The 24,479-nt window shown below is 67.4% G+C and carries 27 protein-coding genes; 11 read left to right on the plus strand and 16 right to left on the minus strand.

The features are described 5' to 3' along the window. Positions 1–45 precede the first annotated feature (45 nt). The 7 genes from AB4879_RS13150 to AB4879_RS13180 all read right to left on the minus strand — a co-directional run bounded on the left by AB4879_RS13150 (position 46) and on the right by AB4879_RS13180 (position 6,592). On the minus strand, positions 46–1,206 hold the full coding sequence (locus AB4879_RS13150; RefSeq protein ID WP_370507926.1) for a glycosyltransferase family 4 protein: 1,161 nt from the start codon (positions 1,204–1,206) through the stop codon (positions 46–48). Next, a complete protein-coding gene (locus AB4879_RS13155; protein WP_370508310.1) occupies positions 1,206–2,135 on the minus strand; it encodes a phosphatidylinositol mannoside acyltransferase in 930 nt (309 codons plus the stop codon). Before AB4879_RS13155 ends, AB4879_RS13150 begins: the two co-directional genes overlap by 1 nt. 41 nt (positions 2,136–2,176) lie before the next feature. Continuing rightward, positions 2,177–2,857 (minus strand): phosphatidylinositol phosphate synthase, encoded by a 681-nt coding sequence (gene pgsA, locus AB4879_RS13160; protein ID WP_370507927.1) that lies wholly within the window; start codon positions 2,855–2,857, stop codon positions 2,177–2,179. Continuing rightward, entirely contained in the window at positions 2,854–3,435 is a 582-nt protein-coding gene (locus AB4879_RS13165) for an HIT domain-containing protein (RefSeq protein WP_233209239.1), read from the minus strand. The genes pgsA and AB4879_RS13165 overlap by 4 nt, the downstream gene beginning before the upstream one ends. Further along, positions 3,428–5,479 carry a threonine--tRNA ligase gene (gene thrS, locus AB4879_RS13170; protein ID WP_370507928.1) on the minus strand — a complete coding sequence of 684 codons (2,052 nt, stop codon included), beginning with the start codon at positions 5,477–5,479 and terminating at the stop codon, positions 3,428–3,430. The genes AB4879_RS13165 and thrS overlap by 8 nt, the downstream gene beginning before the upstream one ends. 85 nt (positions 5,480–5,564) lie before the next feature. Then, a complete protein-coding gene (locus AB4879_RS13175; RefSeq protein ID WP_102806699.1) occupies positions 5,565–5,978 on the minus strand; it encodes a TIGR02611 family protein in 414 nt (137 codons plus the stop codon). Beyond that, positions 5,975–6,592 (minus strand): PaaI family thioesterase, encoded by a 618-nt coding sequence (locus AB4879_RS13180; protein ID WP_370508311.1) that lies wholly within the window; start codon positions 6,590–6,592, stop codon positions 5,975–5,977. Before AB4879_RS13180 ends, AB4879_RS13175 begins: the two co-directional genes overlap by 4 nt. Before the next feature lie 82 nt (positions 6,593–6,674). Here AB4879_RS13180 and AB4879_RS13185 point away from each other — a divergent pair, with 82 nt between their 5' ends. Then, entirely contained in the window at positions 6,675–7,172 is a 498-nt protein-coding gene (locus AB4879_RS13185) for a DUF1990 domain-containing protein (protein WP_370507929.1), read from the plus strand. Here the strand turns inward: AB4879_RS13185 and AB4879_RS13190 are convergent. Then, positions 7,144–8,220 (minus strand): hypothetical protein, encoded by a 1,077-nt coding sequence (locus AB4879_RS13190; protein WP_370507930.1) that lies wholly within the window; start codon positions 8,218–8,220, stop codon positions 7,144–7,146. The genes AB4879_RS13185 and AB4879_RS13190 overlap by 29 nt on opposite strands. A 44-nt stretch (positions 8,221–8,264) precedes the next feature. On the opposite strand from AB4879_RS13190, the gene AB4879_RS13195 reads away from it, so the two are divergent. Further along, on the plus strand, positions 8,265–8,987 hold the full coding sequence (locus AB4879_RS13195) for a GAF and ANTAR domain-containing protein (RefSeq protein ID WP_370507931.1): 723 nt from the start codon (positions 8,265–8,267) through the stop codon (positions 8,985–8,987). A gap of 6 nt (positions 8,988–8,993) precedes the next feature. Here the strand turns inward: AB4879_RS13195 and AB4879_RS13200 are convergent, their stop codons facing one another. After that, positions 8,994–9,989 carry a sigma-70 family RNA polymerase sigma factor gene (locus AB4879_RS13200; RefSeq protein WP_370507932.1) on the minus strand — a complete coding sequence of 332 codons (996 nt, stop codon included), beginning with the start codon at positions 9,987–9,989 and terminating at the stop codon, positions 8,994–8,996. A 160-nt stretch (positions 9,990–10,149) separates the two neighbouring features. Here AB4879_RS13200 and AB4879_RS13205 point away from each other — a divergent pair, with 160 nt between their 5' ends. Genes AB4879_RS13205 through AB4879_RS13230 form a run of 6 tightly spaced genes read left to right on the plus strand, consistent with a single transcriptional unit; the run spans position 10,150 to position 14,731 of the window. Beyond that, positions 10,150–10,869, plus strand: a complete 720-nt coding sequence (locus AB4879_RS13205) for an SDR family NAD(P)-dependent oxidoreductase (RefSeq protein WP_370507933.1) — start codon at positions 10,150–10,152, stop codon at positions 10,867–10,869. A 30-nt stretch (positions 10,870–10,899) separates the two neighbouring features. Beyond that, on the plus strand, positions 10,900–11,646 hold the full coding sequence (locus tag AB4879_RS13210) for an SDR family NAD(P)-dependent oxidoreductase (RefSeq protein WP_370507934.1): 747 nt from the start codon (positions 10,900–10,902) through the stop codon (positions 11,644–11,646). 52 nt (positions 11,647–11,698) lie between these two features. After that, entirely contained in the window at positions 11,699–12,415 is a 717-nt protein-coding gene (locus AB4879_RS13215; RefSeq protein ID WP_233209237.1) for a glycosyltransferase family 2 protein, read from the plus strand. Then, positions 12,412–13,341: an acyl-CoA dehydrogenase gene (locus AB4879_RS13220; RefSeq protein ID WP_370507935.1), complete on the plus strand. Its 930-nt coding sequence runs from the start codon at positions 12,412–12,414 to the stop codon at positions 13,339–13,341. Before AB4879_RS13215 ends, AB4879_RS13220 begins: the two co-directional genes overlap by 4 nt. Further along, positions 13,338–14,102: a PIG-L deacetylase family protein gene (locus tag AB4879_RS13225; RefSeq protein WP_370507936.1), complete on the plus strand. Its 765-nt coding sequence runs from the start codon at positions 13,338–13,340 to the stop codon at positions 14,100–14,102. The genes AB4879_RS13220 and AB4879_RS13225 overlap by 4 nt, the downstream gene beginning before the upstream one ends. After that, a complete protein-coding gene (locus AB4879_RS13230) occupies positions 14,099–14,731 on the plus strand; it encodes an SAM-dependent methyltransferase (protein WP_370507937.1) in 633 nt (210 codons plus the stop codon). Before AB4879_RS13225 ends, AB4879_RS13230 begins: the two co-directional genes overlap by 4 nt. A gap of 6 nt (positions 14,732–14,737) precedes the next feature. On the opposite strand, the gene AB4879_RS13235 is transcribed toward AB4879_RS13230, so the two are convergent. The 4 genes from AB4879_RS13235 to AB4879_RS13250 form a co-directional block, all read right to left on the minus strand. Continuing rightward, entirely contained in the window at positions 14,738–16,213 is a 1,476-nt protein-coding gene (locus tag AB4879_RS13235; RefSeq protein WP_370507938.1) for a hypothetical protein, read from the minus strand. Positions 16,214–16,304: 91 nt separating this feature from the next. Then, positions 16,305–16,934, minus strand: coding sequence for a TetR/AcrR family transcriptional regulator (locus AB4879_RS13240; RefSeq protein ID WP_370507939.1), 630 nt, complete (start codon positions 16,932–16,934; stop codon positions 16,305–16,307). Positions 16,935–16,936: 2 nt separating this feature from the next. Next, the gene (locus tag AB4879_RS13245) at positions 16,937–18,004 is read right to left on the minus strand and encodes a dihydrodipicolinate reductase (protein WP_370507940.1); all 1,068 of its coding nucleotides are present in this window, start codon (positions 18,002–18,004) and stop codon (positions 16,937–16,939) included. Next, positions 18,001–18,867 carry an SDR family NAD(P)-dependent oxidoreductase gene (locus AB4879_RS13250; RefSeq protein WP_370507941.1) on the minus strand — a complete coding sequence of 289 codons (867 nt, stop codon included), beginning with the start codon at positions 18,865–18,867 and terminating at the stop codon, positions 18,001–18,003. Before AB4879_RS13250 ends, AB4879_RS13245 begins: the two co-directional genes overlap by 4 nt. A gap of 93 nt (positions 18,868–18,960) precedes the next feature. Here AB4879_RS13250 and AB4879_RS13255 point away from each other — a divergent pair, with 93 nt between their 5' ends. Continuing rightward, positions 18,961–20,166 carry a thiolase family protein gene (locus tag AB4879_RS13255; RefSeq protein WP_102806768.1) on the plus strand — a complete coding sequence of 402 codons (1,206 nt, stop codon included), beginning with the start codon at positions 18,961–18,963 and terminating at the stop codon, positions 20,164–20,166. Positions 20,167–20,168: 2 nt separating this feature from the next. Further along, positions 20,169–20,579, plus strand: coding sequence for a Zn-ribbon domain-containing OB-fold protein (locus AB4879_RS13260; protein WP_370507942.1), 411 nt, complete (start codon positions 20,169–20,171; stop codon positions 20,577–20,579). 3 nt (positions 20,580–20,582) lie between these two features. Here AB4879_RS13260 and AB4879_RS13265 read toward each other — a convergent pair whose 3' ends face one another. The 3 genes from AB4879_RS13265 to AB4879_RS13275 form a co-directional block, all read right to left on the minus strand. Further along, positions 20,583–21,053 (minus strand): ATP-binding protein, encoded by a 471-nt coding sequence (locus tag AB4879_RS13265; RefSeq protein ID WP_102806684.1) that lies wholly within the window; start codon positions 21,051–21,053, stop codon positions 20,583–20,585. A gap of 30 nt (positions 21,054–21,083) precedes the next feature. Then, entirely contained in the window at positions 21,084–21,473 is a 390-nt protein-coding gene (locus tag AB4879_RS13270; protein ID WP_081844951.1) for an STAS domain-containing protein, read from the minus strand. A 157-nt stretch (positions 21,474–21,630) separates the two neighbouring features. Beyond that, entirely contained in the window at positions 21,631–22,884 is a 1,254-nt protein-coding gene (locus tag AB4879_RS13275) for a PP2C family protein-serine/threonine phosphatase (RefSeq protein WP_370507943.1), read from the minus strand. Positions 22,885–23,044: 160 nt separating this feature from the next. Between AB4879_RS13275 and AB4879_RS13280 the strand changes: the two genes are divergently transcribed. Next, a complete protein-coding gene (locus AB4879_RS13280; RefSeq protein WP_370507944.1) occupies positions 23,045–24,397 on the plus strand; it encodes a cytochrome P450 in 1,353 nt (450 codons plus the stop codon). The last annotated feature ends 82 nt before the right edge of the window (positions 24,398–24,479 follow it).

Below are 24,479 nucleotides of genomic sequence, written 5' to 3' on the forward strand. Positions count from 1 at the left end.
GATGATCAGGATCCCGGTCAGCGACCAGTACAGCGGGGCAGGCACTCAGCTCAACCCCCGGGTCGCTTCGCTCCGGCCCGCCGAACCCGCCACCGTGACTTTGATCCCGGCCCCCGCAACCGTCTCGTAGACCCGCATGATCTGGTCGGCCACCACCGGCCAGTCGTAGCGGCGCACCGCGACGTCGGCGGCTTTCACGTACCGCGCGCGCAGACCTTCGTCGTCGAGCAGCTCGATCAGCGCGTCGGCCATGGCAGCGGCGTCGTCGACGGGAACCAGCCGGCCGGCCTTGCCGTCGAGCAGCACCCGACGGAACGCGTCGAGATCGCTGGCCACCACCGGAGTGCCTGCGGCCATCGCCTCGACCAGCACGATGCCGAAGCTCTCACCGCCGGTGTGCGGCGCACAGTAGACGTCGGCGCTGCGCAGTGCGGCCGCTTTCTCGGCGTCGTCGACCTGACCGAGGAACCGCAGGTGGCCGGCCAGCTCCCCGCACTCCTCCCGCAGCTTGTCCTCGTCACCTCGCCCGACGATCAAGATCTCGACATCGGCGAACCGCTCGACCAACCGGGGCAGCGCCCCGACCAGGACCGCCATCCCCTTACGCGGTTCGTCAAACCGCCCCAGGAACAGCACCGTCTTGCCGGGACGCGGGTAGCCGTCCAGACGCGGCGCCGACGCCAGGGCGGCGACGTCGACGCCGTTGGGGATTTCGACGGCGTCGGAACCCAGCGCTTCCATCTGCCAGCGCCGCGCCAGGTCGGACACCGCGATCCGGCCGACGATCTTCTCGTGATATGGCCGCAGGATTCCCTGAAACACGCTGAGCGTCAACGACTTTGTGGTCGAGGTGTGAAAGGTGGCGACGATCGGGCCTTCGGCCGCCTGCAGTGCCAGCATCGACAAGCTGGGTGCGTTGGGCTCGTGCAGGTGCAGTACGTCGAAGTCACCGCCGATGAGCCACTTCTTGACCTTGCGATGGGTGGCCGGCCCGAACCTCAGCCGGGCCACCGACCCGTTGTAGGGAATCGGGACCGCCTTGCCGCCGGAGACGACGTATTCGGGCAACTCGACATGCGGGGACGACGGGGCGAGCACGCTGACCTCGTGTCCGCGCCCGCGCATCACCTCGGCCAGCTGCAGAATGTGCGACTGCACCCCACCGGGCACGTCGAACGAGTACGGGCAGACCATCCCGATCCGCATCAGCTCGGGCCTTCTCCAGCCCGCCGATCCTCCCTCAGCCGGGCCTGCCGCTCATCGGACAGGTCGGCCAGCCACTGCGGCTGCATCATGTGCCAGTCCTCGGGGTGCGCGGCGATATTGGTGCCGAACCGGTCGGCCAGCGCTTGAGTGATCACGCCGACGTCGCCGCTGGAGCAGTCCAGTTCCGGGTAGAAGTCGACGGCCCAGCCGTCGTCGGTGAACCAGGAGTGCACCGGCAGCAGGGCCGCGCCGGTTTCCACCGCAAGTTTGGCCGAGCCGGCCGGCATCCGGGTGGCCTCCCCCAACAGATCGACCGGCACGCCCGAGCGGCTCAGGTCGCGTTCGGCCATCAGGCACACCACGCGGTTGGCATTGAGCCGTTCGACGAGGACCTCGTAAGCGGGTCGTTCGCCGCCGGTCAGCGGCAACACCTCGAAACCGAGACTCTCGCGGTAGTCGAGGAAGCGCTTGTAGAGCGACTCGGGCTTGAGACGCTCGGCGACCGTGGTGAAGGTGCCGTTGGCCTGGACCAGCCAGACCCCGGCCATATCCCAGTTGCCGCTGTGCGGCAGCGCGAGCACGGCGCCCCGCCCGGCGGCCAGGGCCGCCTCCAGGTGCTGCTTGCCCGTCACCGCCTTGTCGATCTGGGCGCCCAGCGCTTTGTGATCCATCGTCGGCAACCGGAATGCCTCCCGCCAGTATCGGGCGTAGGAGGCCAGCGAAGCACGAACCAGCGAGTCCGGCACCTCGGCGGGGGTGGCGCCGATGACCCGGGCCAGATTCTTGCGCAGCTGCTCGGGGCCGCCGCCTTGGGCCGCATACCAAGCCCCGGCGTCGAAAGCGTTGCGCGCCACGAATTCCGGCATCGCACGCACCACCCGCCACCCCGCGGCGTAGCCGAGGTCGCTGAGCAGGTCGGTGCGCGGCAGACGATTGCGTCCGGCCGTCCAGAGTTGCCCCGGAGTGCTGATCACGGCTCGGTGCCCTCGGCGTCGTCGCCGATCGGCTGCGGGGCGGCCGGCGCGATCTTGTCCATGGCGCCCGGGCTGGAACGCACCGAGTGCACCCGCTGGCCGACCGTCACCAGGCTGGTCACCGCCAGCAGCCACATCGCGATGGGCAACACCACCGGCATCGGGAACAACGGCAGGTCGGAGAAACCGGCACCGACCAGCACGATGATCAGCCGTTCGGGACGCTCGATCAGACCGCCGCCACCCTCGAGACCGCTGGCCTCCGCGCGGGCCTTGACGTAGGAGATCACCTGGGAGGTCACCAGGCAGATCATCGTGGCCACCGCCAGCGACGAGCTGTGCATGCTGAAGGCCACCCACCACAGCAGCCCGCAGAAGATCGCGCCGTCGCTGATCCGGTCACAGGTGGCATCGAGGACCGCGCCGAAGCGGGTACCGCCGCCGCGCTGGCGCGCCATCGCGCCGTCGAGCATGTCGGCCAGAACGAAGACGAACACGGCCACCGAGCCCCACCAGAGCTGCCCGATCGGGAACATGATGAGCGCGGCCAGAACCGAACCAGCGGTGCCGATGATCGTCACCATGTCGGGGGTCAACCCGATCTTGAGCGCGGCCTTCGCCACCGGCGTGCTGAGCTTGGCGTACGCCGCCCGCGTCATCAGGTAGAAGTCGCTCACGGCTGCGCCGACCACTCGTCGGCCAGCAGCTTGCGGGTGTCGCGCAGCAGCTGCGGGATCACCTTTGTCTCACCGACGACGGTGATGAAATTGGCGTCGCCGGCCCAGCGGGGCACCACATGCATGTGCAAGTGCTCGGCCAGCGAACCCCCGGCGGACCTGCCGAGGTTCAGCCCGACGTTGAAACCGTCCGGGCTCGACACCGACTTGATGACGCGAATCGCCTTCTGGGTGAACGCCATCAGCTCAGCACTCTCGCCGATGGACAAATCCTCCAGTTCCGACACCCGCCGATACGGCACCACCATCAGATGGCCCGGGTTGTACGGGTAGAGATTGAGCACGACGTAGACCTGTTCGCCGCGGGCCACCACCAGACCGTCCTCGTCGGGCAGGGTGGGTATCAAGCTGAACGGCTCGGAGGATCCAGCAGATCCCGCCGATCCGGCGGATCCCTTTTCGGCCTTGTTCGCGGGCACGTCGAGGATGTAGTTCATCCGGTGCGGTGTCCACAGCCGCTGCAGGCGGTCGGGCTCACCCGCGCCTCGGTCGATGAACGCCTCTGCGTTGTCAGCCACCGTCGACCTTCACCAGTTCGGCTGTGGGGGCGGCATTCTCGCGGTCGGCGATCCACTTCACAATCGTCTCGACCGCCTGCCCGCGCGGCACTCCGTTGATCTGGGTGCGGTCTCCGAACCGGAAGCTCACCGCGCCTGCCTCGACGTCGCGGTCGCCCGCGAGCAGCATGAACGGCACCTTCTGGTTGGTGTGGTTGACGATCTTCTTGGCCATCCGATCGTCGCTGGAATCGACGGCGACCCGCACCCCACGCGATTTGAGCTCAGCGGCAACATCTTCCAGATACGGCAGGTGCGCGTCGGCCACCGGTATGCCGACCACCTGCACCGGCGCCAGCCACATCGGGAAGGCACCGGCGTAGTGCTCGGTGAGCACCCCGAAGAACCGCTCAATCGAACCGAACAGTGCGCGGTGGATCAGCACCGGCCGCTGCCGGGAGCCGTCGGCTGCGGTGTACTCCAGCTCGAAACGGTCCGGCATATTGAAGTCGAGCTGGATGGTCGACATCTGCCAGCTGCGGCCCAGCGCATCCTTGACCTGGACGGAGATCTTCGGCCCGTAGAACGCGGCGCCACCGGGGTCGGGCACCAGCTGCAGACCGGATTCCTCGGCGACCTGACGCAGGGTCTCGGTGGCCTCGTCCCACATCTCGTCGGAGCCGACGGACTTGTCCGGGTTCCGGGTGGACAGCTCCAGATAGAAGTCGTCGAGGCCGTAGTCGGCGAGCAGGTCGAGCACGAACCGCAGCAGCGATGCCAGCTCGTCGCGCATCTGCTCGCGGGTGGTGTAGATGTGGGCGTCGTCCTGGGTCATGCCGCGCACCCGGGTCAACCCGTGCACCACGCCGGACTTCTCGTAGCGGTACACCGAGCCGAATTCGAAGAGCCGCAACGGAAGTTCCCGATACGACCGCCCCCGCGACCGGTAGATCAGGTGGTGCATCGGGCAGTTCATCGGCTTGAGGTAGTAATCCTGCCCCGGCTTGCGCAGCGTGCCGTCCTCGGCGAACTCGGCGTCGATGTGCATCGGGGGGAACATGCCGTCGGCGTACCACTCCAGGTGGCCGGACGTGATGTAGAGCTGTTCTTTGGTGATATGCGGGGTGTTGACGAACTCGTAGCCGGCCTGCTCGTGCTTGCGACGCGAATAGTCTTCGAGCTCACGTCGGATGATGCCGCCCTTGGGGTGGAAAACCGGTAGGCCGGAGCCCAATTCGTCGGGGAAGCTGAACAGGTCCAGCTCGACGCCGAGCTTGCGGTGGTCGCGGCGCTGCGCCTCCTCGATCAGCTCGAGGTGGCGGTCCAGCGCCTCCTGCGATTCCCACGCCGTGCCGTAGATGCGCTGCAGGCTGGCGTTGTTCTGGTCGCCGCGCCAGTAGGCCGCCGAGCTTCGGGTGAGCTTGAACGCGGGAATGTACCTGGTGGTCGGAATGTGCGGACCGCGGCACAGATCACCCCAAACCCGTTCACGCGTACGGGGATTGAGGTTGTCGTAGGCAGTCAGCTCGTCGCCACCGACCTCCATGATGTCGGCGTCACCCGACTTGTCGTCAACCAGTTCGAGCTTGTAAGGCTCGTTTGCGAGTTCGGCGCGGGCTTGGTCCTTGGACTCGTACACCCGCCGCGCGAACAATTGACCGTCCTTGACGATCTTGGCCATCCGCTTCTCGAGCTTCGCCAAGTCCTCGGGAGTGAACGCCTCGGGCACGTCGAAGTCGTAGTAGAAGCCGTCGGTGATCGGCGGGCCGATGCCGAGTTTGGCCTGCGGGAAGAGTTCCTGCACGGCCTGGGCCAGGACGTGGGCGGCCGAGTGCCGGATCACACTGCGGCCGTCCTCGGTGTCGGCGGCCACCGGGATGACGTCGGCGTCGGCGTCCGGGGTCCAGCTCAGGTCACGCAGCTTGTCCTCGGCGTCACGCACCACGACGATCGCGCCGGGTTCGCCGCGGCTCGGCAGTCCCGCCTCGCGCACCGCAGCGCCCGCGGTGGTCCCGGCAGGCACCCGGATCGGTGCTGCTGGGGCGGGGTGTGCGGGGGCGGTCATTGCGGGCCTCTTTCGGCGTAGTGGGGCTCGATCCGATTCTCGCCGGGGGCGGCAGGAATCGCCGACCATGCTATCGGGGTGCTGGTCAGGCACCGAGGCCGATGGGGCTGTCCAAGGCCGGATGGTCGATGCCGAGCAGTCCCGCCGACCAGCCCACCGCGCCCAACAGCCACAGCGTGGCCACCACGACCGCGGCGGTGAACACCGCACCCAGCGCCTGCACCCACCTGCCCTGCCTGCGGAACCATGCCATGACACTGTCGTAGCGGTCCCGGGTGAACGACAGGGTGCGATGCGCCCAATAGAACTCGCTGGCCAAGATCGCGAGCCCGACGAACACGATCGCCCAGCCGGGGCCCGGGTAGGGAATGGCGACGATCCCGACGGCAAGAACGGCGAGCCCGACGACGCCGACGACCGCCCGATAGACGAAGTCGGCGACCCGGCGGTGCCGCAGCCGCTCCCGCCGCTGCTTCCAGTGGTGCAGAAATCGCTTCACGGCTGACCCGGTTTCAGCAGTACGAACAGCCCTTCGCCGTCGGCCAGCAGGTCGTCACCGTCGGACAGCCGGATGTCGACGAAGATCTTTCGGCCCTCGGTGCGCACCACACCGGCATCGACCTGGAGTTCCGTTTCGATGGGCACGATCTTGCGGTAGTTGACGTGCAGGTAGGCGGTGCGCTGATACGGACCGCCGGTCAGCACGAACGACGTCTTGCCGAGCACCGAGTCGAAGAGGTGGGCGATCAGGCCGCCGTGCACGGCCCCGTTGCGGCCCAGGTGGTAGCGCCGGAACCGGGCCCAGCCGCGCAGCCGCCCGTCCTCGCCGATCTCCGTCTCGTTGGGAATCGACAGGATGTTGCCCCGCATCGGCAGGTCGGTACGCCGGCCCGATGGTGTGGTCCATTCGTCGGCGTCGTACGGCTCCAGCAGGGCCGACGCCCGCTCGAGGAGGTCGGCGACTTCGGTGATCACGTCGTCGGGCGCGTCGACGGCGCGGGCATGGTCCTGCAGATCACGCACCGCATCGATGAACCGGCCGTAATCGGGACCGCCCCTGCCCGTCGGCACCGGCGGGTTGAATCCGCCACCGGGATGGAGCGCCGCCGTCATGTCCTCTACCACCTGGTTACCGTATGCCGCCGGATGCGGGCTGCTCACGTCGAGAGTACGTAAGCGGTGGCAGGCTGTAGCGGTGAAGCTCAGCGACCTGGCCGACCGTCCGTTGACCTACGCCGAGGTGGGCGCGACGGCGGCGGGTCTGCCGGCGGGGTACCACCATGTGCGGTTGTCGTCGCGCATCGGCAGTGGGCGGGCGCGCTTCGAGCGCGCGGCGGACTCGGTGATGCGCTACGGGATGCTGCGCGGTGCCGGTCTGCGAGTCGCCGCCACCACGGAGGTGGCCGAGGTGGGCACCGATGTGCTCGGCCGGCTCGGACCGTTCGTCGCACCGTGTCGGGTGGTGTACGTGCTCGACGAGCCCAATCGCCGTGGCTTCGCCTACGGCAGTCTGCCCGGGCACGCGGTCTCGGGCGAGGAGATGTTCGGCGTGCGCTTCGAGCCCAGCGATGAATCGGTCCACGCCGAGGTGGTGGCCTTCTCCACGCCGGCAACCTGGTGGAGTCAGATCGGGGCGCCGGTCGCGTCCCTGGTTCAGCGGGTGATCACCCGGCGCTACCTGTCGGTGGTGTAGGCGCGGCCCGCTGCGCCGCGACGTCGACTTGGTAGGACAGGATCGCCAAGCCGAACAGGCCGATGGACAGGGTGATCAGAGCGGCGAATCCTTCGGTCGCGAAGTGCACCAGCGCGCTGAGGAGAGTGAACACCAGAGCGCCGGTACGGAGCAGCCGCAGCGGCCACAACTTCGTCGTGCGCGGTAGCGCGATCATCGCGGGCAGCGCCATCGCCAGGGTCAGCGCGGCGCCGATCATCAGGATGATGGTGGCCGGGGTCTTGCCGGCCAGATGAATCGAGACATGACTGTCTTGATAGAAGTAGCCGCCCAACGCGATGCCCAGCGCGTGGAAGAGCAGGCCGAGCACCGCACCGGCCACCAACAGCCAGCCCACCCAGGGCACCCACTTCGGGCTTCGAAATACGTTGGGAATCAATCGTTCTGCCCATAACCGCGCCCGATAGCCGCGGTCGGTGGCGTGCGCAGCCGAGACCAACAGCGCGCGGACGTGCTCGACGTCGTCGGTCGACGCTCCCCTGGCTCGGGCGTATTCGACGAGTCGCAAACCGATCTCGCGGCGGTGGTCCGGCAGGCCACGGGCCACCCCGTCGGCAGCGATCGCCGCCGAGGACGCCAGGCATTCACGCGCACTGAGTGGCCGAATGGCCCGCACCAGGCGGGCGCCGGCCAGGATCAGGCAGACCAGGATGTACATGATCTCGGCGGCCGGCCCGTAGAAGTAGTCGTTGTTCTTGGTGACGAATTTGCCCACCTCGTCGAGGAACAAGCCGAAGCCGATCCCGCCCAGCACCACGGTCAGCGACCGCGGACCCGAGCCCAGGACCATCCACCCGATCAGGAGGGCGATCATCATCAGCGCACCGCCCCACAGCGCGTGTGCGATGTGCAGGTCGCCGCCACCGACCTGCGGGTAGCCGGTGAGCTGAAGATAGAGCCGGGTCAGAAGGATCGTCGCGATCGCGATGATGACAAAAGCCTCGGCCGACGTCAGACCGGTGGCGTTACGCGTGATCGGTCCGCGCCGAACGCGGGTCTGCTCGGTCATCGCATCTCCTTTGCGCCGATGTTGCACCAACCATCGTGGCGGGTATGGCATCTGTCATGTCGGTCGACCGAGGATTCCCCGTTGCGGACGCCGCTGCCCGCATTGCCGACGTCACCCGGCGCCTGTACGAACGGCGAAGTCTCGATGGCGGTGTGGCCGCCGAACTCGTGGAGCACGCCGCCGCGGAATTGCCCGGTGCGGAGTACGCGAACATCACTGTGACGGCGGAACAATTCGAGATCGACACCCCCGCGGCGACGACTCAGGCCGCGGTCCGCATCGACGACATTCAACGCCGCACCGGACAGGGGCCGTGCCTGTCAACCGCGTGGGAGCACCGGGTGGTCCACGTCGAGGATCTTTCTCGGGAGACGCGCTGGCCGGCCTTTTGCGCCGAGGCGCTGGAGACCACAGCCGTGCGCAGCATCATGGGTTTTCAGCTGTTCATGACGGGCACGTCGATAGGCGCGCTGAACGTCTTCGCCGATCGCCCGCATGCGTTCGACGACCACACCCGCCACCTCGGGTCGCTGTTCGCGGCGCACTCGGCGCTGGTGTGGGACGCGGGCCATCGCGAGTCACAGTTTCAGAAGGCGTTGGCCAGCCGCGACATCATCGGGCAGGCCAAGGGAATGATCATGGAGCGCTACAGCACGGACGCCAACCAGGCGTTCGAGATGCTGCGGCAGCTGTCGCACGACACGAACGTGCCGTTGGCCGAAGTCGCGGCCAAGATCGTCGATGCGGCACAAGCACATCCGCGCTGACCGGTATCAGTCGTGCAGCGTTCGCGGCAGCCCGAATCGCGGCATCACGTCGTTGTCGAATCGGGTCAGCCCGCAGATCCGCTCGCCGGCCAGATCGAGGACCAACAGACCGGCGGCGTGACGAGTGGGGTCGACGCCCGTTCTGAGGTAGGCCCCGAAGGCCGGCTGACCGTTGGCGCGGGTAGCCACCAGCGTGTAGGTCCGCTCGCGGAGGACTTTGGCGTAGAAGCCCGCGACGGCGTCGAGGCCGTGATACTCCAACGGGATCGGCGGCATGGACACCCGTACGTCGGCGGTCAACAGACTCACCAATGCCTCGACGTCACCGGTTTGGTAGGCGTGCACGAAGTCCGCGACCAGCGCCTGCTCCGCCGACGAATTCGGTTCGGGCGGTTCGGCATCCCGGCCGCTCCTGCCGACCGTCTCGCGCGCCCGCTTCAGTGCGCTGTTCACCGATGCGACTGTGGCGCCGAGCATCTCGGACACCTCGGCGGTACGGTAACCCAGCACATCGCGCAGGATGAGCACGGCGCGCTGACGCGCCGGGAGCATCTGCAACGCGGTCACGAACGCCAGCGAAATGGCTTCCTGCTGCTCGTATGCGGCCTCCGGTCCGAGGGCAGACACATCCGCGACGTCCAGTAGATGATCGGGGATGGGCTCCAGCCAGACGATGTCGCCGTAGTGCGTCGGCTCGGGCAGGCCATTCTCAGCGATGCCGATCTCCACAGCCTCCCGCTTTCGCCGTCCCGAACGCAACACGCCCAGACACTGATTGGTGGCGATGCGGTACAGCCACGTGCGTACCGATGCCCGCTCCTCGAATCCGTCCAGCGCCCGCCAGGCCGCCAGCATCGTGTTCTGGACCATGTCTTCGGCGTCGTGCAGCGAGCCGAGCATCCGATAACAGTGCACCTCGAGTTCGCGACGGTGTGGTTCGGTCAGCGCGCGGAACGCGTCGCTGTCGCCTGCCCGCGCCTTGTCGATCAGATTGGCTGTCATGCCATGTCACCGCTTCACCTCGCACGTATCGGCCGCGCTGCGCGACGCCCACCTGTACTGACGTTCGGCGGGCGCAAAAGTGATCGCGAACTCACCGCTCATTTAGGACGGGGCCACGCATCTATCTCTTCGACAGGTTGTTTGTTGCCAAGGAGGAACTATGCCCATCGCGGATAAAACGGTGCTCGTGACCGGTGCCAATCGGGGAATCGGTCGGGCACTGGTGCACGAAGCGCTGCGCAGAGACGCCAGGTGCGTCTACGCCGCCACACGTCGACCGTTCGCCGACTCGGACGACCGGATCCGGTCGGTGACGATGGATGTCACCGACCGGGAGCAGATTCGACGCGCCACCGAGCAGGTGGGCTCGTTGGACATCCTGATCAACAATGCCGGCGTCGCCGACTACGACGATTTGTCCGATCGAGTCGTGATCGAACGTCACCTCGCCGTCAACTTCTTCGGAACCTACGACGTCGTTGCGGCGTTCCTGCCGAAGCTCCTCGAATCACGCGGCGCCATCGTGAACAACTCGTCGCTGAACGCGCTTGCGCCGCTACCGCTGATCCCGGCGTACTCCATCTCCAAAGCCGCCACATTCAATCTCACCCAGTCGCTGCGGGCGCTACTCGCTCCCCGAGGGGTTCGCGTCCACGCCATTCTCACCGGTCCGGTCGACACCGATATGAGTCGCGGGGTCGATATCCCCAAGGCCACACCGGAATTCGTTGCGGCGGCGGTCTTTGACGCAATCGAGAGTGGGCACGACGACATCTTTCCCGACCCCATGGCGCAGTCACTCGAGCAGCGGTGGCGAGATGGAGCCGCCAAAGCACCCGAGAACCAATACGCCGCGCTCCTCGGCACACCGGCCACGTAGCAGGCGAACCACCAAACGAAAGGGAGTGACATGACCGAACTGCATGAACTGAAGGTGCTCGTGGTGGGTGCCAGTCGCGGGTTGGGGCATGGCATCGCCGCCGCCTTCGCCGAATCCGGTGCCGACGTAGTCGCGCTCGCCCGCGACGGCGCAGCGTTGGCCGCACTGACCGACACTCATCCCACCGTCCGCACGCGGGTCGCCGATGCCAGTGATGCGGCCGCAGCGCGGTGCGTACTCGATGAGCAGGAGCCGAACACCGTGATCATCGTCGCGGGAGCCACCCCCGTGATGCGCGAGCTGGTGCAGCACTCCTGGGAGACGTTCTCGGTCAACTGGGACGCCGATGTGAAGATCGCCTTCGCCTGGGCGCAGGCAGCTCTTCTGAAGCCACTGCCGCCAGGCAGCAGGGTGGTCATCGTCAGCAGCGGCGCGGCACTGAACGGATCGCCGCTCAGCGGCGGCTATGCCGGGGCCAAAGCCACTCAACGATTCATCGCTCAGTACGCGCACATGGAATCCGAGCGCGCCGGCCTGGGCGTCACCTTCACCACCGTGATGCCGAGGATGACTCCGGCCGGCGACGTCGGACGGGCCGGCATCCGGGCTTACGCCCACCAGGCCGGACTGACCGAGGACGCCTTCATCCAGCAGCTCGGACCGGTAATCACGCCGGAGCTCGCGGGGCAAGCGCTGATCGACCTGGTGACGGTCGATCGGGCCGACTCCGCCGCCGGCTACATGCTGACCGGTGCCGGCCTCGCCCCGCTGAGCTGACCCGCGCAAGCCGACGAAGTGTGAAAACACCTCAGACCGGCTATCCGCTGCCGTGACTGCTGCTGATTTCGACCGCGCGGTGATCGTTGTCCCCGCCCACAACGAAGCGTCGGCATTGCCGGAATGCCTGACGGCGATTGCGGCTGCGGCCGCGCGGGCCGATGTCGCGGTCACCGTGGTGATCGTGCTGGACAGCTGTGACGACGGCAGCAGCGCACTGGCGGAGCGTTTTGGCACCGATGTGCACTTCCTCGAGATCGACGCACACAACGTGGGCGAGGCGCGGGCCGCCGGCTTCTCGTTCGCCCGCGACCAGGGTCTGAGTGGCCCGACCACCTGGTATGCAACCACCGACGCGGACAGCCGGGTGGACGCGAACTGGCTGGTCCGCCAACTCGGCGCAGGTGCCGACATGGTGCTCGGCGTCGTGCGAATCGCCAGCTGGCGCCAGATCCCGGTCAATGCCGTTCGCCGATACCTTCGCGCGTATCACGCCAAGATCCAGCCAGGCCGAGTCGCGCACGACCACGTCCACGGCGCGAACATGGGTTTCGCAGCTGACGCCTACTGGCACGTCGGTGGATTCGGCCCACTCGCGAGCGGCGAGGACGTCGATCTGGTCCATCGATTCGAGGTGGCCGGATTCCGAATCCGGCGCGACACCCGACTCTCGGTGACCACGTCCGCACGCCAGATCGGTCGCGCCCCAGCCGGATTCGCCGCCCATTTGCGTGGGATGATGGCCGATCCGCAACGCGACTCGGCATGACCATCACGACGGTGCAGCACTGGCTCGACGCTGGCGAGCTGAACCTGCCGCTACCCGGCTCGGGTGCCACCCTCACCCGCTGGCAGACACTGGCCGCGCTGTGCGAACGCGATGTGGTGGCCGGCCGGCTGGCGGAGGCGCACACCGACGCGATTGCGATCCTCGCCGAGCTGCACGGGCCGCGGGCACAGCCGGGCCGGTTGTGGGGCGTGTGGGCAGCCGAGGCGCCCGGCACGACCGTCACCGCGCATCACGACGATGACGGTGTGACGGTGAGTGGCATCAAGGCATGGTGCTCGGGCGCCGGGCTGTGCGCCGACGCGCTGGTGACAGCCCACTCCCAGACAGGTGCCCGCGGCCTCTACGCCGTCGACCTGCACGGCCCGGGCGTACAGCCGCTGGCGAGCACGTGGCGTAACGCGGGCATGGCCGACTCGGACACCCGCTCCGTGCGATTCAGCGCCGCGCCGGCCACCCCGGTCGGCGGTCCCGACGAGTACCTGACCCGGCCGGGCTTCTGGCACGGCGCAGCCGGCGTGGCGGCCTGCTGGCTGGGTGCGGCCCGCGCGGTGGCAGCACCGCTGTATCGCGCGGTCGCCGAGCATCAGAGCGACAAACCCTACGCCGCAGCGCATCTCGGCGCCGTCGATGCCGCTCTGGCCGCGGCGGACGCCCTGATGGTGAGTACCGCTGAACAGGTGGACGCGGCGCCGCGCAGCACAGGACAGGTCGCGGCCCGGCGCCTACGGGCCGCCGTCGAAACCGCGGTCGACGAGGCCATCGGCCGAACCGCACGGGCACTGGGCCCCACACCGCTGGCCATGGATGAGGCCCATGCCCGCCGCGTCGCCGATCTGACCATGTACGTCAGGCAGAGTCACGCCGAGAAGGATCTCGCGGCGCTGGGCCTGCTGGTGGCCCGATGAGCGCGCCGCCCGGCAACGCGGCACGGTTCGCGGCCGTGCCGATCTCCGGCGGTGGAACACCCGCCGAGGAATGGCTTCGGCACCTGGACCCGCTTGCGCCGTTATTACTGGACCAGTGCCCGAGCCTGGTCGTGGTGGCACCCCATCCGGACGACGAGATACTCGGCTTCGGGGCAGCGGCCTGCGCGGTCGCGGCCCGCGGCGTCGAGGTGTGCACCGTCATCGCCAGCGACGGCGGTGCGGCCTGGCCGGGACTGTCGGTCGCCGAGCAGGCTCGACTCGAAGAGTCCAGGCGCAGTGAATCACGCACCGCGGCAGCGGCTCTCGATCTTCCGATGCCGGATTTCCTCGGCCTTCCCGACGGCAAGCTCGCCGAGAACGAATCCCGGCTCGCCGATATCCTGACCGCCATTCTGACGGCTCGCCCTGCGGGCACCTGGTGCGCGGCGACGTGGCGCGGCGACGGTCATCCCGATCACGAAGCGGTCGGCCGGGCCGCTGCTGTCGCCACGTCCCGCACCGGGGCTGTGCTGCTGGAGTATCCGATCTGGATGTGGCATTGGGCCCGTCCCGGCGATGACGCCGTGCCGTGGCGGCACGCCGTACGGATCGTCACGGATCCGGTTGCGGTGCAGCGTAAACGACAGGCGGTTGCGTCGTTTCGAAGTCAGCTCGCGAGCGACGCCGCCGGCCGCGAGCCGATTCTTCCGCCGTATGTGTTGGAGCGGTTGGATCGTGTCGGAGAGGTGGTGTTCCGGTGACGTCCGGTCTGCCTCACAGCTACTTCGACGCCCTCTACGCCGAGTCCGCCGATCCGTGGGAGCTCGCCTCACGGTGGTACGAACGGCGCAAGTATGCGATCACGATGGCGCTACTCCCCCGCGAGCGGTATCGGCACGCCTTCGAGCCGGGATGCTCGATCGGGGTGCTCACCGAACAGCTGAGCACCCGATGCGATCACGTGACAGCCGTCGACGTCGCCGACGCCGCGCTGGCGCACGCCGACGCCAGGCTGCGCGCCCGCGGATCGCGCGACTCTGTCACACTGTTGAATCGCTCATTCGATACCGAATGGCCGGCAACCGATTTCGATCTGGTCGTGATCTCCGAGGTCGGCTACTACTTCGACGCTGCGACACTGCAGGAAACCCTGGCCCGGGAAATCCCGCGCCTTCAGCCGCACGCCACGATCCTCAGCGCCCATTGGCGTCACCCGGTGTCCGATTATCCGCTGTCCGGTGACGCCGTGACCGCGATCATCGCCGCCACACCCGGACTGCACCGGATCGGCGGATACCGCGACGACGACGTCACCATCGAGGTGTTCGATACCGGCTCGGCGCAATCGGTCGCCGCGCGTACGAGCGTGCCGGGAGCCCAGCCCCGCTGAGCACCGTCAGGGCATCACGTTGAGGTTCGGTGCCGGCGGCAGGCCGGGAATCCGTGGTGGCGGCGGCAATCCGGGGATCAACGGCCGGCGCGTCGAGGTGGTCGTGGTGTCCCAGTCGGTGGTGGTCGTCGTGGTGGTCGGTGTCGTGGTCGTGGTGGTCGGCGTTGTCGTCGTCGTTGTTGTCGTGGTGGTGGTGGTTGTCGTCGTGGTCGTGGTGGTCGGCGGCGTCGTGGTCGTGGTCTCCACGGTCACGATGGTGGTCGGGGCCTGCTGGGCGGGCGCCTGCTCCGTGACGGTCTGGACCGGCGGGTTGGTCATCGTGACGGTCTCCGCAGGCGGCGGCGCTTGCGGTGGGCTCACGATCGACGAAACCGCGGTCGCCGGAAGGGGTTTGACCGATGGGGTGCTCGGCGTGCTGGTCCCGGTGAGGGTGTAGGCGAAGCCGCCGACGGCGACCGCAGCGACGGCGGCCGCCCCGCCGAGCAGCAGCGGCACACTGCGGGTCAGGCTGGATCCGCGCTTCTGAGGCGGTTCCCCACCGAGGATCGACAGGTCGTCGTCCTCGGTGTCGCTGTAACCGCGGTAGTCGGCGTCGCTGTAGCCGTAGGACGGCTCGTACCCGCCGGTGTCATCCGGCGCGTCGTCGTTGGACCAGGCAAGCGGAGCTGCCATCGTTGCCGACTGCGGACCGGGGTCGGCAATCAGCGGCGCGGGCGCCATGCCGGTCGGCGCGTCGGCGGCCAGCTGTCGGGCCGCGGCCAGGCCCGCCCCCAGCGCCGCATCAAGGTGGGGATGGGCTGAGACCGTGGCCGGCATCTGCAGGTGCTCGGAGAGCTGGCGCGTGGCCACCGGTGTCGCCGATTCGCCGATGACGGCAACGGCACTGACATCGGCTCGGCCGATCCTGGCGCGCTCCAACGTGCCGTCCAACGCGCGCAGGAATTCGGTGTCCTCGCCGGACAGTTCAGCGAACCGGGTCGTCTCGCCGATCTGGCGGTAGTCGGCAGCCGCGTCGGCCAGGGTGACGGATGTGCCGCCGCCACCGAAGTCGCACACCACGATCACCCCATGTCGGGGCAGCCCGGGATCGCTCTGCAGTGAGCGCAGCGCCGCGGTCGCGTCGGAAACCAGCACCGGCGGTGCGGCCGCCGACGCCAGCGCCGGCAGATTCCAGAGCGCATCACGCAGCGCGTCACGGCGGCCGGGTCCCCAGTGCGCCGGGACCGCGATCCCCGAGACCGCCGCCAAACCCGAGCCCTCGGTGTCGGCCAGCCCGGACAGTGCCGCGGCCAGCAGCTGCTCGGCGCGATAGGCGAAGCCGTCGTCACCCGTCAGCGGGATCGGATCACCGACGCGGTCGACGAAATCGGTCCACAGCTGGTCGCCGAGGGTGACCGCGGCGGGACAGATCACCGGCGCCGCCCCGGCCCGCGCGGCGACCAGGCTGGCTGTGCCCACGGAGATACCCAGCGGTTCGGTCATCCGGCCATGATCACCAAGGCTCGGTGCGAAAGTCACTCAGGCGCGCCGATTCGGCACGCCCCTATGACCTAACTGTGACTTTGCTTGGTGCTCATTGCCTTTGCCCGTGGCAATCGAGGTAGGAACAGATCACGTCGACCAGCGCAGTCAGCTCCCGATTGCTGCGCGCAGCGCCGGCCATGACCAACTCGGTGATCACCAGCCCGCGCATGGTGGCCCAGATCAGGTCGCCGATGGCCGCCGCGTGTGGATTGTCCAGCCCCTCGGCGATGTCACGGCTCAAATCTGAGATGGCCTTCTGCAATTCGACGAGGTGACGGGTCCCCCGTTTGTCGCGCATGGCCCGGGTGCCGATGAGGATCTCCAGCGAGGCGCGTGAGGTGGGGCTGGAGAACGCCGCCCACGCGGCGTGAACCACCAGTTCAACCCGCTTGCGGCGGCTCTGCGTGGGCGACGGCGGCGGCAGGCTGCGCAGCAGTTCCAGCAGTTCGGTGAAACCCCGGTCGACAACAGCCATCAGCAGGCCGTCGCGGTCGCCGAAGTGGTACTGCACCACGCCCCAGGTGACGCCGGCGCGTTCGGCGATGTGCTTGGCGCTGGCGGCGGCGAACCCCTCTTCGACGACGCAGCGCACCGTCTCGTCGAGCACCGACTCACGGGTGCGTTCGGCACGTTCCTGACTCCCGCCGGGCGGGCGCCGTGGCGCGATCTTGGGTGTCATCGTCACCACATCACGCGGTCGGCATGCGCGGCAGGTAGGTCCTTGACCGACACCAGGCCCACGGGTGCGGCGCATACCGCGTCGATCGCGTTGACGGCGCGCGCCGCGGTCGAGATGACACCGCCGTCGTTGTGGTCGACGCCGTCCAGGCCCAGGTGGGTGTTGATCTCCACCCCGGGGTTGCCGTGCACGACCACGCGGTGCACGCCGAGGCGCCCGTCCGGCGGATAGGGCCAGTCCGGCGCGGTGATCGGGGTGAGCCGGTTGACGTGTTCCATGGTGATCACCGGCTGCCCGTCACGGATCCCCTGCACCGCGAACCGGACGGCGGCGACGTGACCGGGTGCAACGCTCATCATCGTGCAGTCGATCGGTTCGGGTGTCACCCAGCTTTCGTGCGACTCCCGCACCTCGTCGAGCGTGACCCCCAGGACATCAGCCAGTGAGCGGACCTGGCCGCCCCACAGCGAGGACAGCACACCCGGGGTGAACATGATCGGCGTGTGGTCTGGTGTGGTGCCGAAACCGAAACTGACACCGGTGAATTCGGCGTCGTCATAACTGCCGTAGTCACAGATCTCCGAGACCGTGATGCCGGTGGCACGCCCGGCCAGCGTCAGCGCGGTGTAGACCAGACTGTCCCCGGAGTAGCCGGGGTCGACGCCATTGATGTACAGCGAGGTGCCGCCCTCGGCACACGCCGCGGCCAGCGGTTCACTGATCCAGGCGTCAGCATGATGGGGGGCGACCAGCCACACCATCGATGTGCCGACCACGTTGGTGCCGGCCCGCAGAAATCGGCAGATCTCCTCGATCGCCTGCTGTGGGCGCATTTCGGCCTGGGAGGTATAGACGACGCAGTCGGCGCCGAGACCCACCAGCGCATCGATGTCATTGGTGGCGATGACCCCGGTGGGTTCGGAGCGGCCGCAGATGTCGGCGGCGTCGCGGCCGACCTTGTCGGGGCCGTGGGCGTGCAGCCCGATCAACTCGAGGTCGGGCCGCTCGATGATCAGCGGCAGCGCATGCTTGCCGACGTTGCCGGTGGCGAATTGGATGACGCGCTTCACAGCAGATCCGTGATCGTCTTGAGGCCGGCTTCGTAGAGCACACCGGGCATCATGCCGCCGTCGATCTCAATGGTGGTGCCGTTGATGAAATCGGCTGTGCCACCGCACAGGAACACCACGGCGCGGCCCACCTCATCAGGCTCTCCGGCGCGATGCATGGGCACGGCGTGGAAGTACTTCTCGCCGTTCGGGTCGTCCTTGGGCAATACGAACGACTTGAAGTTGTCGGTCATCGTCGGCCCCAGCGCCAAACAGTTCACCCGCACTTTCGGTCCCCATTCCTCGGCCAGCGATCGGGTCAGATGGTTGAGGCCGGATTTCGCCGCACCGTAGGACACCAGCGTCGGCGAGCCGGCGGGATGTCCTGCGCCGCTGGAGATGTTGACGATCGAACCGACCCCGTCCTGTTCGCGCATCTGCCGGAACACCCGGATGGCGAACCACATCGGGCTGATCAGGTTCATCTGGATCGCGAAGGCGTGGAACAAGACTGTGCGTTCGTACTCGTCGTCGGAGGTCGGCGCGCCCTGGATGTGGGAGACGAGGCTCGGGATGCTCTCGACATTCGGCGCGGGCACGGTGCCCCCGGCGTTGTTGACCAAGATGTCGATGCGGCCGTAGTCGGCCACCACCTGGTCGACGAATTCGTCGATGGCCCGGTAGTCGCCCTGGTCGCACACCCGCTGCGAGGAACGGTCCAGCCACGCCGGATTGTCGGCCACCCCGGGCATGGCATCGAGGGGTCGGCGTGAGCAGCCGATGACAGTGGCTCCGGCGCGCAGTAATTCGTGCGCGATGCCCAGGCCCACGCCGCGGCTGGTGCCGGTGACGACAGCGACCTTGCCGTCCAGGGGTGATGCCACTGTGAGCTACCTCTCGCCGGATCCAATTCTCATTAAGCGCTCAATATGATTACATGCTCAATGTTATTGGGCAATGACTTGGAGGACGACGGCATGGGTCTGCGCGGAGAGGCCGCGATCGTCGGCTACACCGAACTTCCCTCCACGAAGCGACCGACCGGCCCGCTCGAGTTCACCCTCGAGCAGTGGGCACGGCTGGCGAAGGCCGCCCTCGACGACGCCGGCTTGTCGGCCTCCGACGTGGACGGGATCTGCACCACGCATCTGCAGGAGTCCCAGATCTTCGTACCGTCGACGGTCATCGAATATTTGGGCATCAAAGCCAATTTCGCCGAGATGGTCGACCTCGGCGGGGCCAGCGCGGCGGCGATGGTGTGGCGGGCGGCGGCGGCCATCGAGCTGGGCCTGTGCAACGCGGTGCTGTGCGTGATCCCCGCGACACCGATGACACCGGTCAGTGCGCAGAAGCCGCTCGACGTCAGTGAGCTGATGTACTTCGGGGCGTCGAGCAACAGGTACGGCTCGCCGCAAGCCGAATTCGAGATCCCCTACGGCAATCTCGGCCAGAACGGTCCCTATGGTCAGGTCGCGACGCTCTACGGCGCCACCTACGGCTATGACGAACGGGTGATGGCCAAGATCAGCGTCGACCAACGGGTCAACGCCAACCACACGCCGGGCGCGATCTTCCGCGACGTGCCGATCACCGTCGACGACGTGCTCACCAGTCCGGTCATCGCCGCACCGTTGCACATGCTCGAGATCGTCATGCCGGTGATGGGCGGCGCCGCGGTGCTGGTGACCGGAGCCGAGTTGGCCCGTCGCAGCGTCAACCGCCCGGTGTGGATCAAAGGATTTGGCGAGCGGGTGCCGTACAAGACGCCGACGTACGCCCAGGAGTTGTTGCAGACTCCGATGATCAAGGCGGCGGCGTCGGCGTTCTCGATGGCCGGGCTGACGCCGGCCGACATGGACATGGTGTCGATCTATGACTGTTACACGATCACCGTGCTGCTCAGTCTGGAGGACGCCGGCTTCTGCCAGAAGGGCAAGGGCCTGCAGTTCGTCGCCGAGCACGACCTCACGTTCCGCGGCGATTTCCCGATGAACACCGCAGGCGGGCAGCTCGGCTATGGGCAGGCCGGCACTGCCGGCGGGATGCACCACATCTGCGACGCCACCCGCCAGATCATGGGCCGCTCGGGTGCCACCCAGGTCACAGACTGCAACCGTGCCTTCGTCTCCGGCAATGGCGGCATCTTGAGCGAACAAACCACCCTGGTATTGGAAGGCGACTAATCATGGGCGACTTCGACAAGCCGATGCCGATCCCGACGCCGACCACCCAACCGTTCTGGGATGCCCTGGCCGAGCACCGGATCCGGATCCAGTATTCGCCGTCGGCTCAGCAGTACGTGTTCTACCCGCGGGTGCTGGCGCCGGGCACGTTGGCCGACGATCTGGAATGGCGGGAGATTTCCGGAGCCGCTTCGCTGTATACGTACACGGTGGCCTACCGGCCAGTGGCACCACACTTTGCCGGCGAGGTGCCTCAGCTACTCGCGGTCGCGCAATGGGATGAGGGGCCACGGTTCTCGACGGAGATCGTCAACGCCGAACCCGCGGAGCTGGAAATCGGGATGCGACTGAAGCCGGTGTTCTGCGACTATGCCGACGCGGGCGTCACGATGCTGCGCTACGAGCCGGCCTGAGAGCTATCCGACTCGGGCGTCGTCGTCGGATTTCTGGACTGCGTGAACCTGCTCGAAGCGCAGGCACACGGTGGTGCCCAGCGCGGAGGAGTCGATGGTGACGTCATCGGCCACCGCCCGCATCAACGGGATGCCGCGACCCCGCGTGCGGCTCTGCGTGGCGGGGGTGGACTCCCGCCACTGACCTTGGTCGGCGATCGTGATCGTCAGGGTGTTGCCGTCGCGCACGGCTTCCACGTCGATGGTGCCGACCCCGCCCTTGAGGAGGTAGGCAAACTCGGCCGTATTGGCCAGCGCTTCGTTGACCGCTAGCACGATGTCGCTGAAACGAACTCGATCGATATCTCCGCAGGCCCGCAGCCAGGTCGCGAACTCATCGCGAACCCTGGCTGCGTTGTGCGCATCAGCGACGACATCGTTGCGCGCGAAGCGGTCACCGTCGGCTGTGTGACTTGAGTAACTCGGTGTCGTCATGGCAAATCTCTTATACCCAACTTCCGAGAATTACTCACCAAGTGCGGCGCGCGCCTCATCCAATGTTGCGTAGAGGCCGATGATGTCGGCGAGGCCGACCAGTTTGAGCGGCCGGCTTGTGGCGGGCCCGCTGGCCACGACACCGAAGCCGATCTCCGCGGACGCTTTGTCGCGGGCGGCGACGAGAACACCCATTCCGGCGGACGCCAGGAAGTCGACGTCGGACAGGTCCACGATGATGGCAGTCGGGTTCTTGGTCAGCGAGGCGGTGATGCTGGCCTCGAGCTGAGGCGACGTCAGCATGTCGACTACGCCGGCTGCAGATATGACGACCGTCCGCCCGAACCACTCCTCGTTGATCACGCAGCCAGTGTTGGCCGCAGTGGTCGTGCCGGTGGTGGCAGTGGCTTGTTCGTCCAAGATTCACCTCACTACGCGCGCCGGACGGCGCGCTCGCAATCATAAAATGCCTGCGAGGCTTCCGTCTGAACCTGGCAAGAACTTACTAGCTCTGTGCGCCGATCTGCTTGCGGCGCGTTGTCTATGCCCGAAATTCTACCGGGCCGACCGTCCAAGGCTAACGCACCGCGCCAACGGATGCGTCAATCACAGTCAACGCCAAGAACGCCACATCGTCGTCGGGACGCAGTACAGCTACCAGTTCGGCCAACTCGGCCACCAGCTCGGTGGCCGGTAGTCCGACCCGCTCAGCCAGGAAAAGCCGCAAGGCCGATTCGCCGAAGGTGGTGTGCCCGTCGGGCCGGGCCTCCACGATCCCGTCGGTGTAGAGGAGCAGGGTTTGCCCCGGGCTCAGCAACGTCTCGCACGCCTCGAACGTCGCGTCTGCGACGGCACCGATCAACATGCCGCCCGATGAGCGAACCGGGCGAATGGATCCGCTGTCGCGATCCAGCAGCAGAGCGGGCAGATGGCCCCCGGTCGCCAGGGTGATCCGGAAACCGTCGGCTTCGGGTCGAAGCTTTCCCGACAAGACGGTGCAGAATCGTCGCTCTTCTGCGTCGGCGATCAGCGCCGCGTTGAGCTCGTCGAGGCCGTCGGTCGGGTCGTCGTAGTGCAGAGCCGCCGCGCGCAGGGTGTGGCGCACCAGGGCGGTGACGGCCGCGGCCCCCGCCCCGTGGCCCTCGACATCACCGAGGAAAACGGCCCACTCGTCGCGAGCCACGCCGAACACGTCATAGAAGTCGCCGCCGACCTGACCGGAAGCGGCCGGGTGATAGTGCGCCGCCATCGACAGACCGGGGATCACCGGCAGCGCCGACGGCAGCAGGGCGCGCTGCAGCACTGAGGCGTACTGCTGGGCGGTGTCACGCAGTTCGCGCTCGGCACGAACCGTTGTCAGCGCCGACAGTCGCAGTTCGAGAGCCTTCATCACGATTGCGGCGAGATCCTCCAGGGTGGCCAGCTGGGCGTCGGTGACGTCACCCGGCTCGGAGTCGAGAACACTGACAGTTCCCAGCTGATGCCCGTCGTCTGTCGTGACGGGCGCGGCGGCATAGAAGCGGATTCCGAAATCACCCGCGACGCTGCGGTTTCGGGAGACGTACGGATCGGTGGCGGTATCGCGAACCACGTAGGTCCGGTTGTCGCCGATCGCCAGGCTGGACAGCCCCGCTTCGCGCGGAATCTCGGTAAGGCCCTCGACGCCGTACGTCGCCTTGAACCAGATCCGGTGCTCATCGACAAATGTGATCGTCGCCATGGGCTTGTCCAACGATCGGGCGGCCACCCGGGCGATGCGATCGAATGCCGCGTCGGGTGCGGTGTCAAGAATTGCGTAACGGTGCAGGGCCCGCAGTCGTTCGCTTTCCACGTCTGCGCTGCTGGGTGCAGTGAAATCAGTGGTCACCATGGGCTTTCGGCCGTCCGGTTAGTTGACATTTCAACCCTACGCGCGTTGATCACTTCGCGCCGTCCGCAGGATTTTCGTTCGATCCCGAGGACCCGGGGCATCTTCTTCCTATACTGGACTCATGTCTAATAAGACGTCGTCGCTGCCACCGGGTCCTGCGCTGCCACCTGTCGTGCAAGCCATGCTGATGTTGCGCTACTGGCCGCGATTCGTTTCGGCGTGCCGGCGCCGTTACGGCCGCACCTTCACGCTGCGGATCGCCGGCCTGGGCACTCTGGTCTATCTCGACGATCCGGCGGACATCAAGCAGGTGTTCGCGGGCGATCCCGCGATTTACCATGCGGGCGAGGCGAACTCGATGCTGTCCGGCCTGCTGGGGCCGGCGTCGGTGCTGGTGGTCGACGGCGAGGTGCACCGCGACCGCCGGCGACTGATGCTGGAGCCCTTCCACCGCGACGCGGTGGCGCGCCAGACCGAGGTGATGGCCGAGATCGCGGCGGCCAACATCGCCGGCTGGCCGGTGGGCACGGCGTTCCCGGTGGCACCGAAGATGTCGCAGATCACCCTCGAGGTGATCATGCGTCTGGTGATCGGCGCCAGTGATCCAACCCGACTGGCAGCGCTGCGCGAGGTGCTGCCACGGTTGCTGAACCTGTCGGCCTTCCAACTGTTGGCGATCGGGACGCCCAGCCTGCAGCAACGGCTGCCGTGGCGCGGGGTGCGCCGCCGCATCGAGGAAGCCGACCGGCTGCTGTATGCCGAGATCGCGGAGCGCCGCGCCGCCCCCGACCTGGCCGTCCGCACCGACGCCCTGGCCATGCTGGTGCGCGCGGCCGATCAGGCCGGCCGGACGATGACCGACGCGGAATTGCGCGACCAATTGATGACCTTGCTCGTCGCCGGGCACGACACCACGGCGACCGGGTTGTCCTGGGCGCTGGAGCGGCTCAGCCGCAATCCCGCGGCGCTGGCCAAAGCGGTGCGCGCGGCCGAGCTGGGCGACGACGAGTACCTGGATGCGGTGGCCAAGGAAACCCTGCGTAGTCGACCGGTGGTGTTCGACGTCGGCCGGATCCTCAAACAGCCCGTCGAGATCGCCGGACATCTGTTGCCGCGCGGCGTGATGGTGGCGCCCGGCGTGGGGCTGGTGCACTCCGACGACCGGATCTACCCCGACGCCGACCGCTTCGATCCGGATCGCATGATCGGCGCGACATTGAGCCCGACGACGTGGCTGCCGTTCGGTGGCGGCGCGCGCCGGTGCCTGGGCGCGACGTTCGCCATGGCCGAAATGCGGGTGGTACTGCGGGAAGTGCTGCGGCGGGTCAACCTCGCGACCACCACGGAACGCGGTGAACGGCAGCGGGTCAAGCACGTCATCCTCACACCCGAGCACGGCGGCCGAATCACGGTGACAGGACGGCGGACACCACACCCGATCGTGGGTCACGAAAACACAGCGGCAACAACATAATTCGTCGGCCGATCGGCCGTTCTCGGCCATGACATGCCCCGCGGATCGCTTTGCCATCCGTCGAACGTATGTTCTACTGAGC

It is taken from the genome of Mycobacterium sp. SA01 (assembly GCF_041287105.1).
Lineage (GTDB): Bacteria > Actinomycetota > Actinomycetes > Mycobacteriales > Mycobacteriaceae > Mycobacterium.